This window comes from Pseudomonas sp. COR18, assembly GCF_048568395.1.
Classification (GTDB): Bacteria; Pseudomonadota; Gammaproteobacteria; order Pseudomonadales; family Pseudomonadaceae; genus Aquipseudomonas; species Aquipseudomonas fuscovaginae_B.
This window is the reverse complement of sequence record NZ_CP183808.1, coordinates 3983369-3996728: the sequence shown is the minus strand read 5'-3', so window position 1 is coordinate 3996728 and position 13360 is coordinate 3983369. Positions and strand designations below refer to the sequence as shown.

The 13360-nt window shown below is 62.4% G+C and carries 14 protein-coding genes; 2 read left to right on the top strand and 12 right to left on the bottom strand.

Translation table 11 applies throughout. The features are described from left to right. Window positions 1-28: 28 nt before the first annotated feature. Both ACM62G_RS18430 and edd read right to left on the bottom strand, forming a co-directional pair. Window positions 29-988, bottom strand: a complete 960-nt coding sequence (locus ACM62G_RS18430) for a glucokinase (RefSeq protein ID WP_419735306.1) — start codon at window positions 986-988, stop codon at window positions 29-31. Then, complete coding sequence (gene edd / locus ACM62G_RS18425) at window positions 985-2811, bottom strand: phosphogluconate dehydratase (RefSeq protein WP_054057572.1); 1827 nt, start codon at window positions 2809-2811, stop codon at window positions 985-987. The genes ACM62G_RS18430 and edd overlap by 4 nt, the downstream gene beginning before the upstream one ends. Window positions 2812-3023: 212 nt before the next feature. Here edd and gap point away from each other — a divergent pair, with 212 nt between their 5' ends. Next, window positions 3024-4025, top strand: a complete 1002-nt coding sequence (gap, locus tag ACM62G_RS18420; protein WP_054057573.1) for a type I glyceraldehyde-3-phosphate dehydrogenase — start codon at window positions 3024-3026, stop codon at window positions 4023-4025. 71 nt (window positions 4026-4096) lie between these two features. On the opposite strand, the gene ACM62G_RS18415 is transcribed toward gap, so the two are convergent. The 10 genes from ACM62G_RS18415 to ACM62G_RS18370 all read right to left on the bottom strand — a co-directional run bounded on the left by ACM62G_RS18415 (window position 4097) and on the right by ACM62G_RS18370 (window position 12834). Then, window positions 4097-4324, bottom strand: coding sequence for a hypothetical protein (locus ACM62G_RS18415; protein ID WP_054057574.1), 228 nt, complete (start codon window positions 4322-4324; stop codon window positions 4097-4099). Further along, window positions 4324-5040, bottom strand: a complete 717-nt coding sequence (locus ACM62G_RS18410) for a lipopolysaccharide kinase InaA family protein (protein ID WP_273820261.1) — start codon at window positions 5038-5040, stop codon at window positions 4324-4326. Before ACM62G_RS18410 ends, ACM62G_RS18415 begins: the two co-directional genes overlap by 1 nt. Window positions 5041-5044: 4 nt before the next feature. Continuing rightward, window positions 5045-5725 (bottom strand): class I SAM-dependent methyltransferase, encoded by a 681-nt coding sequence (locus tag ACM62G_RS18405; RefSeq protein ID WP_419735305.1) that lies wholly within the window; start codon window positions 5723-5725, stop codon window positions 5045-5047. 194 nt (window positions 5726-5919) lie between these two features. Further along, window positions 5920-7200 (bottom strand): sensor histidine kinase, encoded by a 1281-nt coding sequence (locus ACM62G_RS18400; RefSeq protein WP_419735304.1) that lies wholly within the window; start codon window positions 7198-7200, stop codon window positions 5920-5922. Next, window positions 7190-7873, bottom strand: coding sequence for a two-component system response regulator ColR (gene colR / locus ACM62G_RS18395; protein WP_054057578.1), 684 nt, complete (start codon window positions 7871-7873; stop codon window positions 7190-7192). The genes ACM62G_RS18400 and colR overlap by 11 nt, the downstream gene beginning before the upstream one ends. Window positions 7874-8111: 238 nt before the next feature. Continuing rightward, window positions 8112-9758 (bottom strand): chaperonin GroEL, encoded by a 1647-nt coding sequence (gene groL / locus ACM62G_RS18390; RefSeq protein WP_273820256.1) that lies wholly within the window; start codon window positions 9756-9758, stop codon window positions 8112-8114. 50 nt (window positions 9759-9808) lie between these two features. Next, entirely contained in the window at window positions 9809-10102 is a 294-nt protein-coding gene (locus ACM62G_RS18385) for a co-chaperone GroES (protein ID WP_010448650.1), read from the bottom strand. A gap of 259 nt (window positions 10103-10361) precedes the next feature. Then, on the bottom strand, window positions 10362-10835 hold the full coding sequence (locus ACM62G_RS18380) for an FxsA family protein (RefSeq protein WP_273820251.1): 474 nt from the start codon (window positions 10833-10835) through the stop codon (window positions 10362-10364). A gap of 65 nt (window positions 10836-10900) precedes the next feature. Continuing rightward, window positions 10901-11632 (bottom strand): HugZ family protein, encoded by a 732-nt coding sequence (locus ACM62G_RS18375; protein ID WP_419735303.1) that lies wholly within the window; start codon window positions 11630-11632, stop codon window positions 10901-10903. Between the two features lie 197 nt (window positions 11633-11829). Then, window positions 11830-12834 (bottom strand): DUF481 domain-containing protein, encoded by a 1005-nt coding sequence (locus ACM62G_RS18370; RefSeq protein ID WP_273820246.1) that lies wholly within the window; start codon window positions 12832-12834, stop codon window positions 11830-11832. 198 nt (window positions 12835-13032) lie between these two features. On the opposite strand from ACM62G_RS18370, the gene ACM62G_RS18365 reads away from it, so the two are divergent. Continuing rightward, window positions 13033-13347, top strand: coding sequence for an MGMT family protein (locus ACM62G_RS18365; RefSeq protein ID WP_054061767.1), 315 nt, complete (start codon window positions 13033-13035; stop codon window positions 13345-13347). The last annotated feature ends 13 nt before the right edge of the window (window positions 13348-13360 follow it).

Here is a 13360-nt window from a genome sequence, read left to right as displayed (position 1 = left end):
GCTTGCCCGCGAAGAGATCCACGCCGAATCAGCCGCAAAGCGCCTGCTGCAGGGCCACCCCCGCCCCAATCAGGCCGGAATACGGCGCCGTCACCAGCCACACCGGAATACCCTTGAAGTAGTCGCTCATGCAACCCTTGTCGGCAAAGCTCCTGGCGAAACCGCTGTTGATGAAGAAATCGGCAAACCGCGGAATCACCCCACCAACGATATAGACACCACCGCGCCCACCCGTGGTCAGCACGTTGTTGCCCGCCACCCGCCCCAGCCAGCAGCTGAATTGCTCCAGCACTTCCTGGGCCACCGGGTCCCCGGCCAGGCCGGCAGCGGTGATCGCCTCCGGTGTCTCCAGCACCGGCTCATGTCCATCCACCGCGCAGATCGCCCGGTAGACGCGCGGCAGGCCACCACCACTGAGGGCGGTCTCGGCACTGACGTGGCCGATTTCGTCATGAATGTGCCGCCACAGCTGGGTTTCCCGCGGGCTGCTCAGGGGCAGGTCGACATGCCCGCCTTCCCCCGGCAAGGCCATGAAACCGCCGTTGCCAAGATCCAGCAGGGTGCCGACCCCGAGACCGGTGCCCGGACCGATCACCACCGCCGGCCGTCGCGGTTCCGCAGTCCCTTCGCAGACCACACGGAAGTCACCGGGTTCGAGGCGGGTCATGCCCAGGGCCATGGCCGAGAAGTCGTTGACCAGCAACAACTGGTCGACCTGAAGGGTCGCGCAGAACGCCTCGCGGCTCAGGCGCCAGTGATTGTTGGTGAAGCGGAATTCATCGCCGCTCACCGGCCCCGCCACCGACAGGCATACCGCGCCAATGGCGCCAGGTTGCAGCCCCAGGCCACTCAGGTAGACCCTGATGGCGTCCTCGGGGCAGGCGTGGTCGGCAGTCGCCAGCACCTTGACCGAGTCCAGGCCGTTATCTTTCCACAGGGCGAAACGGGCGTTGGTACCGCCGATATCGCCAACCAGGGCCAATTTCATTCAAGGCTCTCCAGGGCCGAAGTGAAGGCACTGGCCCCCTGCTCCGCCGAGCTGAAGGCCATACGCATGAAGCCGAACAGTTCGCGGCCACAGCCGACATTATTACCCAGCAGACCGACTGCCGGCTCGCGCGCGGCGAATTCGGTGTCATCGACCAGCACCTTGAGCGTGCCCGTCACCCCGTCGACGCGGATCACATCACCGTCGCGTACCCGTGCCAGCGCGCCGCCGACATGGGCCTCGGGGCAGACATGGATCGCCGCCGGAATCTTGCCCGAGGCACCGGACATGCGGCCATCGGTCACCAGCGCGACCTTGAAGCCACGGTCCTGCAGTACACCGAGGAACGGGGTCATCTTGTGCAGTTCCGGCATACCGTTGGAACGCGGGCCCTGGAAGCGCATCACCGCCACGAAGTCCTTCTCCAGCTGGCCGGCCTTGAACGCATCGGCCAGGTCCTGCTGGTCCTGGAACACCAGCGCCGGCGCTTCGACGACCTGGTGCTCCGGCGCCACCGCGGAAACCTTCATCACGCCACGGCCGAGGTTGCCTTCCATCACCCGCAGGCCACCTTCGGGCGAGAACGCACGGGCCACCGGACGCAGGATATTTTCATCGAGGCTCTCGATCGGCCCTTCGCGCCAGACCAGTTCGCCGTCCTGCAGGAATGGCTCGCGGGTGTAGAGGCTCAGGCCACGACCGGCCACGGTATTGACGTCCTCATGCAGCAGGCCGGCCTCGAGCAGTTCACGGATCAGGAACGACATGCCGCCCGCAGCCTGGAAGTGGTTGATGTCGGCCTTGCCGTTCGGATAGACGTGGGCCAGGGTCGGCACCACCTCGGAAAGGTCGGCCATGTCCTGCCAGGTCAGGTGGATTCCCGCAGCGCGGGCGATGGCGGGCATGTGCAGGGTGTGATTGGTCGAGCCGCCGGTGGCGTGCAGGGCGACGATGGAGTTGACCAGCGCCCGCTCGTCGACGATCTCGCCGATCGGCATGAAGTTGCCGCTCTGTTTGGTCATGCGCGTGACCTGGAACGCCGCCTCGCGGGTCAGCGCGTCACGCAGCGGCGTGTTCGGGTTGACGAAGGACGCCCCCGGCAGGTGCAGGCCCATGACCTCCATCAGCAACTGGTTGGTGTTGGCGGTGCCGTAGAAGGTGCAGGTGCCGGGGCTGTGGTAGGACTTCATCTCCGACTCCAGCAACTCCTCGCGGCTGGCCTTGCCTTCGGCGTAGCGCTGGCGGACATCGGCCTTCTGCTTGTTGGAAATGCCCGAGACCATCGGCCCCCCCGGCACGAAGATGGTCGGCAGATGGCCGAAGCGTAGCGAGCCCATCATCAGGCCCGGCACGATCTTGTCGCAGATACCGAGCATCAGCGCCGCATCGAACATGTTGTGCGACAGCGCGACCGCCGTGGACATCGCGATCACTTCGCGGCTGGCGATCCCCAGTTCCATGCCCGGCTCGCCCTGGGTCACGCCATCGCACATGGCGGGCACGCCGCCGGCGAACTGGCCGACCGAGCCGATCTCGCGCAGGGCCTGCTTGAGCTGTTGCGGGTAGGTCTCATAGGGTTGGTGCGCGGAAAGCATGTCGTTATATGACGAAACAATTGCCACGTTGGCAGCGTTCATCATCCGCAGGGTTTCCTTGTCCTGGCTGCCGCAGCCGGCGACGCCGTGGGCGAAGTTCGCGCACTGCAGCTTGCCGCGCACGGGACCATCGCTGGCGGCACCACGAATCAGAGCCAGGTACGCCTCGCGGGTGGCGCGGCTGCGGGCGATAAGCCGTTCGGTGACCTCAAGAACGCGGGGATGCATGTGTAGAACTCCAGGCTAACGGATAGGGCGACCTGTGCGTCCTGAGGTGAGCGAAGGCCTCGGCTGGCGGGGCTTTTCGTTCATCCGGACCCGTTGATTCAGGTCACTCGTTGTAGATAAAACAAAATATTGCCACTAAAAAGGCTTGTTTTCTATTTCTATGCGAATAATCTTGTAATTCCAACAACAAAATTACGACAGGCGCTTTTCCCATGACGCTAAGAATCGCAATCAACGGATTTGGCCGTATCGGCCGCAACGTCCTGCGCGCACTCTATACCCAAGGTTACCGTCAGGACCTGCAGGTCGTCGCCATCAATGACCTGGGCGACAGCTCGATCAATGCCCACCTGCTCAAGTACGACACCGTCCACGGCACTTTCGATGCCAGCGTGGAACATGACAACGAAAGCCTGACAGTCAACGGCGACCGCATCGCGGTCAGCGCGATCCGCAACCCGGCCGAACTGCCCTGGGCCGCCGAAAGGATCGACGTGGTGTTCGAATGCACCGGCCTGTTCACCGACCGCGCCAAGGCTGCCGCGCACATCAGCGCCGGCGCCCGCAAGGTGATCATCTCCGCTCCGGCCAAGGGTGCCGACGCCACCGTGGTGTATGGCGTCAACCACGATATCCTGCGCCAGTCCCACGAGATCATCTCCAACGCCTCGTGCACCACCAACTGCCTGGCCCCGGTGGCCCAGGTGCTGCATCGCGAACTGGGCATCGAAAGTGGCCTGATGACCACCATCCATGCCTACACCAATGACCAGAACCTGACCGACGTCTACCATACCGACCCGTACCGCGCCCGCTCGGCGACTCAGAACATGATCCCGAGCAAGACCGGCGCGGCCGAAGCCGTCGGCCTGGTGCTGCCGACCCTGGCCGGCAAGTTGACCGGCATGGCCGTACGCGTGCCGGTGATCAACGTGTCGCTGGTCGACCTGACCGTGCAACTCAAGCGCGAAGCCAGCGCCGACGAGATCAACGCGCTGTTCAAGGAAGCCAGCCGGCATTCGAAGATTCTCGGCTACAACGCCCTGCCGCTGGTCTCCAGCGACTTCAACCACAATCCGCTGTCGTCGATTTTCGACGCCAACCACACCAAGGCCAGTGGCAAACTGCTCAAGGTCCTGGCCTGGTATGACAATGAGTGGGGCTTCTCCAACCGCATGCTGGATAACTGCCTGGCGCTGTGCAACGCGGAATGACAGCACAGCCGGTTTAGTCGGCCAGAAGAAAAAGCCTCGTCAATCGCGAGGCTTTCGGGGAGGGCGGGGTTTCAACTTTGCGGTTTCAAGCCCTGTGAAAGACCGAACATGAGCAGCAACAGGTCATGATCGGGCTTGACACTCACACTGGCCTTGGCCACTCGCGGCAGGGGACAGCGCTCAGCGCTCTGGGTCATGCTGAGGACCTGCGGCCGCGGCTGCTCCCAGACCACCAGCGCCAGGGAAGCGATAGCCAATGCCCCGATCAGAAACAAACCTCTAGCCAATTCTAACTTCATCACCGTAAGCCTTTGATGGTGCTGCCGAACGCCATACTGTAAAAGTAGTTCAGCCGCTCCCAGTCCGCTTCATTCCACGACGAATGGCGCCGCAGTTGCTTCATGTCGTGCTGCGCCGCCCGGCGACGGCTCAAGCGCTGGCGGGCTTTCTCGAAGTCCAGCAGGGCCACCTCGACACTGGCCGACTCGCCCTCGCCCACGACCCGGACAAACACGTGCTTGATATACAGGCAGCCATGCTGCCAGCGGCCACGGTGCATGCGCGCCAGCGTACCGGCCAGTTCCTGGAGCAGGCGATCGTGCAACACCTCGCCATGCCGTTCACGCCCACCCTGGGCATACCATTGCTCGATTTCGATGAACCCATCCAGGGCGGCGGTCACCAGCAGGGCCTGCCATTGGCCTTCGGGACCGCGGCGCGCCCCACAGAACACCAGTTCGGGGACACCGACGTCGAGCATGCGCAGGTTGCTCAGCGCCGCCTGCTCACGCAGGACGGTCGGACGACCGAAGGGGTGCAGCAGGCTGCGATAGATATGCCCCACCTGACGCTTCACGTACAACAGCCGACCGCTGCTGCCCGTCACGCGCTGGACCCCACTTTCGCCTCCGCGACGCCGGTTGGGTTCTTCGACCCACTCGCCCTTGCGCGTCCAGAAGTGCTCGAAACGATCCGTGGTGGTCTGTGCGGTATACGAAGCGTACTCAACGGTCATCCTGCTACCTCTTGCGTAAGATATAGACCCGCCACATGGCGTAAAAAGGGAAAAAATCCAGGTGTTGCTGGACGCGAAAACCCACGCGCCTGAACTCTTCTTCGACCTGCGCGGCCGGCAATACAAAACGATTCCGGTAGCTGGACGGCTGCGCCGCGGCCTGCCGCCTGCGCTCCAGGCGCTTGCGGCGCCAGGCCTTGAAATTGCCGTCCACCCACAATGAAACGATCACGCTGTCACGGGTTACCCGATAAAACTCTTTGAGCAACGCCAGCCGATGGGCCGACTCACCGATATGGTGTAGCAGACGCATGCAGAAAATGCTGTCCACCGAGTTCTCCGGCAGGTCGATATCGAATGCCGAGGTCTGCAGCGGGCGTATCCGGCTCACCACATTCGCCGGTTGCGCCTTGAGCGCGGTTTCCAGCATCGGCGCGGAATTGTCCGCCCCGATGATCACGCGGTTCGGCTTCTGTGCCAGCAAGGGCCAGAAACGCCCGGCACCGCAGGGCAGGTCGAGCACCAGGCCCGGCTCACCCGCCAGCGCCAGGGCATGACGAGCCAATTGCTCGTCACGCAGGTGGGACAACCGTCGCCACAAGCCGTTCTGATGCTTGTGCAAATATTCCTGAGCGTGCTGCTCGTCGTACTTGTCGGAAAATTCAAGTTTTACCGGGGAACTCATAACCGTCTCCTGTAAGTGACGGCCAGAGGTTAGGCAGGCACGCGTCAGCTACAGGTCGTTCCCTCGTGAAAAATTCGTACCGTCCAGGGCAAACCATTACAAACTTTTACAGGTCAACAATAATAGCAGGGGGCCACAGTCGTAAACCCCGTGGCAGTTTGTGCCCCAGCGGCGCGGGGCACGGAGGGACGGTTTCAGGTGCTGGAGCGCGCCAGGTCGACCTGGAAGCGGCAACCATTGGGCTCCATGGTCGTCAGGCTGACATGCCACCCCTGGTTCTCGCAGATCCGCTGCACCAGCGACAGACCCAGCCCCAATCCTTCGCCACGCTTTTCATCGCCCCGCACGAACGGCTGGAACATGGCTTCGCGCTTCTCCTCGGGAATCCCGACGCCCGTGTCTTCGACCACGAACCCCTCGGGTTCCAGCGTCAGGCGAATGAAACCCTGCTCCGTATAGTGCAGGGCATTACGTAACAGATTGCCCATCACCGCATGCAGGAATGTGGCGTTATAGCGCGTACTCAACGGAGAGCCCGGCTCGAAGATCAACTTCAGCCCCTTCTCCTCGATCGGGGTGCGCCACAGGCCGATCAGGTCCTCGGCCACCAGACTCAGCGAAACCTGCGGAGACATGCTGGCATCTTCCCGCTGCGCGCGGGCGAGCATCAGGAAGGTCTGCACCAGCTCGCGCATCTCCTCGCTGGCACGGGCGATCCGCTCGACCTGGTTGCGCCCACGCGGGTCGAGCGCCGGGTTTTCCAGGAGCAGCTCGCAAGAGGTGGCCAGCACCATCAGCGGCGTACGCAGTTCATGGCTGACATCACTGGTGAACAGGCGCTCGCGAGTCAGCGCATCGCGCAGGCGGCCCAGGGTCGCATCGAAGGCCACCGCCAGCTCGCCGACTTCGTCGGCCGCGTAGTCCGGCGCCAGAGGCGGTGCAAAACCGAGCAACTGGTCGCGATGGCGTACCTGGCGGGCCAGCCGTACCACCGGCGCCATTACCCGCCGCGCCAGGATCCAGCCGAGGAAGACCGCCAGCACCAGCGCCAGGACAAAGCCCACCAGTACCACGGCGAATAGCACCCGCTCGCGCTCCTCGAAATCACTCTGGTCCTGCAGGAGCACGTAGCGGCGACCGTCGACCACCTCGACCATCGCGTGATAGGACAGTTGTTCGCGAAACACTTCATGGAAGCCCGGTTCGAGGTGTCGCAGATCCTTGGGCAGTTCGAAATCGCCCTTGCCACCGCTGTAATAGAACAATTGGTCGGGTTCGGGCCGGTGGCTCCAGTCGCTGACGTTGTCCATCAGCAGCAGGCGCTGCAGATCGCCGCCCAATCCGGCGGAGATCAGTTTCTCCTCGACCAGGTGGACCGTGGCCACGATCCCCATGGCGAAAGTGCCTGCCACCAGCGCACTCATCAGGGCGAAGGCGATGATGATGCGCTGAGCCAGACTCTGCTTAAACTCCATCGCGGCCCTCGGCCAGGCGGTAGCCGACACCGTGCACGGTGTGCAGCAGCGGCTTGTCGAATGGCTTGTCGATCACCTGGCGCAACTGGTGGACATGGCTGCGCAGGCTGTCGCTGTCCGGGCAGTCATCGCCCCACAGCGCCTCCTCCAGCACCTCCCGGCGCAATACATGCGGGCTCTTCTGCATCAATACCGCCAGCAGCTTCAACCCTACCGGGTTGAGCTTGAGCAGTCGGCCCTGACGCGTCACCTCGAGGGTATCGAGGTCATAGCTCAGGTCGCTGACCTGCAGGGCCCGCCGCCCACCACCCTGGGCACGGCGCAGGACGGCCTCGATCCGCGCGGCCAGTTCGGACAGCGCGAAAGGCTTGAGCAGGTAGTCGTCGGCACCGGATTTGAAACCCTGCAGGCGGTCATCGAGCTGGTCACGGGCGGTCAGCATGATCACCGGCGTGTCGCGCCGGGCATCCTCGCGCAACCGCTTGCAGAGGGTAAAGCCGTCGATCCCCGGCAGCATGATGTCGAGCACGATCAGGTCATAGTGCTCGGTGGCGGCCAGGTGCAGGCCCGACAAGCCGTCCTGCGCGCAGTCGACGGTGTAGCCTTTAAGCCCCAGGTAGTCGGCCAGGTTGGCGAGGATATCGCGGTTGTCTTCAACCAGTAGAATTCGCATGGGTACTCTCTCCGTGCGCGGTAACGAGCGTCTTGGCTCGCGCAGCTTACGGTGTAGCTCCGCCCACGGCTAGGGCAGGAAGATTTAATGGTTTTTTCACCCGTGGTTCACGGGACAGGCACGACACCACGGGCAAAATCGATCGCCGCCGATGCCTTGCCGCCGGTTCGGCAGGCAAATCGCAGGCATGAAAAAGCCCCGCACCAGGCGGGGCTTCTTCATACAGGGGCCGGGTGGCTTACATCATGCCGCCCATACCACCCATGCCGCCCATGTCTGGCATGCCGCCAGCGGCTGGAGCGTCTTTCTTCGGTGCTTCGGCGATCGCAGCTTCGGTGGTCAGGATCAGACCGCCGATGGAGGATGCAGCCTGCAGAGCCGAACGGGTGACCTTGGTTGGGTCCAGGATACCCATTTCGATCATGTCGCCGTATTGGCCGCTGGCAGCGTTGTAACCGAAGTTACCCTTGCCGTTCTTGACTTCGTTGACCACGACGCTTGGCTCGTCACCGCTGTTGGCGGAGATCTGACGCAGCGGTGCTTCAACGGCACGACGCAGTACAGCGATACCCACGTCCTGATCGGCGTTGTCGCCCTTCAGCTCGCTGATGGCCTGCAGGGCACGGATCAGTGCCACGCCACCACCAGGAACCACGCCTTCCTCGACGGCTGCACGGGTAGCGTGCAGGGCGTCTTCAACGCGAGCCTTCTTCTCTTTCATTTCGACTTCGGAGCCGGCGCCAACCTTGATCACTGCAACGCCGCCGGACAGCTTGGCCAGACGCTCCTGCAGTTTTTCACGATCGTAGTCGGAGGAAGTTTCGGCAACCTGGGCACGGATCTGGGCGATGCGCGCTTCGATATCGCCCTGTACGCCGGAACCGTCGACGATGATGGTGTTTTCCTTGGACAGGGTCACGCGCTTGGCGCTGCCCAGGTGCTCCAGGGTGGTGCTTTCCAGGCTCAGACCGATCTCTTCGGAGATGACGGTACCGCCAGTCAGAACGGCGATGTCCTGCAGCATGGCCTTGCGACGGTCGCCGAAGCCAGGTGCCTTGACGGCCGCCACCTTGACGATACCGCGCATGTTGTTCACGACCAGGGTCGCCAGGGCTTCGCCTTCGACGTCCTCAGCCACGATCAGCAGTGGGCGGCCGGCTTTGGCAACGGCTTCCAGCACGGGCAGCATTTCGCGGATGTTGGAGATTTTCTTGTCGACCAGCAGGATCAGCGGGCTGTCCAGCTCGGCAGTCATGGTGTCCGGCTTGTTGACGAAGTAAGGGGACAGGTAGCCACGGTCGAACTGCATGCCTTCTACGACCGACAGTTCGTTTTCCAGGCCCGAGCCTTCTTCAACGGTGATCACGCCTTCCTTGCCGACTTTTTCCATGGCTTCGGCGATGATGTCACCGATGGAGCTGTCGGAGTTGGCGGAGATGGTACCGACCTGGGCGATCGCCTTGGTGTCGGCGCATGGCTTGGACATCGCCTTCAGTTCCTTGACGATGGCCACGGTGGCCTTGTCGATACCGCGCTTGAGGTCCATCGGGTTCATGCCGGCGGCAACGGCCTTCAGGCCTTCGTTGACGATCGACTGAGCCAGAACGGTGGCGGTGGTGGTACCGTCGCCAGCGTCATCGTTGGCACGGGAAGCAACGTCCTTGACCAGTTGCGCGCCCATGTTCTCGAAGCGGTCTTCCAGCTCGATTTCCTTGGCGACGGAAACGCCGTCCTTGGTGATGGTCGGAGCGCCGAAGCTCTTCTCGATGATCACGTTACGGCCTTTCGGGCCCAGGGTCGCTTTTACCGCGTCAGCCAGAACGTTAACGCCAGTCAGCATTTTCTTGCGGGCGGAGTCGCCGAATTTAACTTCTTTAGCAGCCATGATCGTTTTTCCTTAAATACTTTGTAGTAACGGGAAGAATGAGCGGGGAATCAGCCTTCGATAACGGCGAGGATTTCGTTCTCGCTCATTACCAGCAGGTCTTCGCCGTCTACTTTCACAGTGTTGCTACCGGAGTACGGGCCGAATACGACCTTGTCACCCACCTTCACAGACAGCGCACGCACTTCACCGTTGTCCAGCACACGGCCAGCACCTACAGCGAGAACTTCACCGTGGTTGGCTTTCTCGGCAGCCGAACCTGGCAGCACGATACCGCCGGCGGTTTTCTTTTCTTCTTCGCTGCGACGAATGACGACGCGGTCATGCAGAGGACGAAGCTTCATTGTCGATCTCTCCTAATTATGATTTTCAGCGACCGGAATCTGTACCGGCCGGTTAACGAATCCGGCGTTGCCGGTTACGGCTCGACGAGCGAACCGTGGAAGACTGTCTGGCGATTTTCGCCAAAACCTTGCGGTGACCGTTACATAGGGGCACCAAAATCGATTACAAGGGTGACTGACGATTTTTTTTACACGGTCGCTGAACGACCAAAAATGCACACGGCACCCGAAGGTGCCGTGTGCGGGTACAGCGCAGCATTCAGGAGTCACGGTGCTCGAACTCGCCCTCGATCACCTGCGGCTGGCGACCGTTGGCCGACGCACCACCCGGCTGGCCACGGGCATACAGGTCATCGGCGAAGGCGCGCTGACGCTGGGCCTGCTCCTCGGCCCGCCGACGCATCCGCCCGGCCGCCAGGCGGCGGGTCATAGGCAGCAGCAACAGCAGGCCGAACACGTCACTGATGAAACCTGGCAAAAGCAGCAGGCCGCCGCCCAGGGCCAGCATCAACCCCTCGAGCATGGTCTGCGCCGGCAACTCGCCACGGTTCAGGCTCTCACGGGCGCGCAAGGCGGTGGTCAGGCCAGCCACCCGCAATACCAGCACGCCGATCGCCGAGCCGAGGATAATCAGCGCCAGCGCCGGGAAGAACCCGATCGCCGTGCTGACCTGGAAAAATACGTACAGCTCCAACACTGGAAACAGTAGAAAGAGCAAAAGAAAAGCGCGCATCGAATAAGTCCTCTTCGGAAGAAGTCCTTCCAGTTACTCTCAGATGCCGTCGATAACCCGTGAATTCAACCCTCGACGGCCTGCTTTTTCGGCCAGTGCTCGGCGCGGGCCAGGGAAACCAGGGCTTCGCGGACCTCGGTGGGCGTATTGCAAGGTGTTTCAAAGCCCAGCCAGTACAGCCCCTGGCCAATGCGCAGGTGCATGCCCTCGGTGTCGATTCCCGCCAGTTGCGCCGGCTCGTGACTGGGCAGCCCGGCCAACGCCACATAATGGGCGATGGCCTTGGCGTGATCGCTGTTCATGTGTTCGACCATGCTCGCTTCGGCCTTGCCGGCGAACGGGTTGGCCAGGGTCACCTGATCCAGCCAGTGGATCGCGCCGAAACCGCCGATATAGCGATGACGGACCGGCTCGAGCACCCAGAAATCGAAATCATGGGCCTTGTGGTAGTTCCGCGAGTCCGGGAAGTAGCGGTAGTAGCGCTCGGCGGCGGCGTCGATGGCGTCCGCCTCGGTCAGCTTCTGCGCCTGGGCCAGGCAGGTCAGACGGCCGACCGCCTGGACATCCTCGGCCTCACGCTCGCCCACCAGCAGCGAACACTTCGGGTCCTTCTGCAAATTGTGGGTGTGCTGGGCGATACGGCTGATGAGAATCAGTGGGCGCCCCTGGTCATCCAGGCAATAGGGCACCACGGAGCCAAACGGGAAGCCGGGCATGGCCTTGGAATGCGTCGACAGCACGCCCCGGTACTCCTTGAGCAACAATTCGCGCGCATTCCTGACTACTTCAACGCTCACCTCATGACTCCTCATCTGGAATCCGTCACCGACGGACGAGTGGCCCGGGATGGATCCACCCGGGGCCGGCTCTGACTGATTACTGCATACGCTGCGCATGGATGGCCGAGCATGCGAATGCAACTCAATGACAAGGTAATCATTATCCGCGGCGCTTGCCAGTGGCAGGCGACTGACCGGACGCCGCAGGAACGACCCTACCAGGCAACGCCGAAACCGACGGTGTAGCGGGTCTTGTTCAGGCTGGTTTCTTCGTTACCATCAATAATGTCGCGTTCGGCCTTGAGGTTCAGCGAAGCCCACTCGGTAACCTTGTAGCGCAGGCCAAGCTGGGCATCGAGGGAATACTTGGCGGGGCCACTCAGCGGCCGGCCGAACTCGCCATTGGTGAACAGTTCGATGGTCTTGCCAACCAGGTAGCGGTTGTAATCCCACTTCACACCCAACGAATAGAAGTTCTTTTCGCCATCGGAGTATTCATAGTTGGTGTTGTTGAGCAGCGAACCGAGGGAAAAGGCCCCCAGTTCGTCATCCCAGAACTGATAGCCGGGACCGGTACCGATGGTGCGCTGGCGCGACAGGTCCTCGACCCGGTCGCGCTTGTAGGTCAGCCGACCCTGCCAGAACCACTTATCGGTGAGGAAGCGGTCGAGTGCGTACTCGACGCCCCAGTTGTCGGTGGTCACCACACGATCCTGGAACTCGCGGTTGTACTCGCCTTCGGCATGGTGGCGCCAGGCCCCATGGCGGGCGGTGGTCTTGAAGTCGATGTCGTAGTCGTCGGTGTCCTTTTCCGCACGCTTGTAGTCCATGGCCACGTCGACATTGCCTTTCCAGACCATGTCCTCGATCAGCGGCTTGGGCTTGACGATCTGCTGGATGCTCGCCAGCTCGACGGTTTTCGGCGCCTCGCCATTGGCCAGAGTCACCTTGCCGGCATCGGCCGCCTGCAGTGACTTGGCCTTCTCGCCGCTGTAGGCATCCTGCTTGACCAGCAGTTCCTGGTCGCTTTCCAGGGTCTTGACCTGGGACCAGTCCAGCGACACGGTGCCGGCATAGGTGGTCTGGACCACCAGCTTGCCGCCGTCGAACAGCTTGATCTTGCCGCTCAGGCGATCACCGTTCTTCAACCAGACGGTATCGGCCAGCAAGGGCGTGGAGGCGCTGAAAACAGCAAGGCACAACAGGGTTCTGGACAACATGGGTAACACTGGACTCGGGTTTGCAAGAAAAAACCGGCATTATCGCGTTGGATGCCGCCTGAACAAGGACTGACCGGGCATCAACTAGCGAGTTCAGTAATCACTCTCAATAATTCAGAAAATACCTACATAAAAGGTAAGAATTGCTACAGGAATGAACGCGTGAGCGAAGAAGCCGCCAGCGAAAGCCCCGCGCAGATGCGCCGTACCGCCCTTTACCTGACCCTGGACCAGGTGCCCGAGGGCAAGGTGGTCACCTACGGCCAGCTCGCCGAGCTGGCGGGACTCGGCCGCGCCGCCCGCTGGGTCGGACGCACCCTGAGCCAACTGCCGGCCGATACCCGCCTGCCCTGGCACCGGGTCCTCGGTGCCGGCGGTCGGATCAGCCTGCCGGCCGGCAGCCCGTCCGGCGACGAGCAGCGCGCCCGGCTGCGCACCGAGGGCATCAGCGTCCTGAACAATCGTGTCGATATCAGGCGCCATGGCTGGCGCCCGATAGAGCACAGCGGTTAGAGTGCGCGCTTTG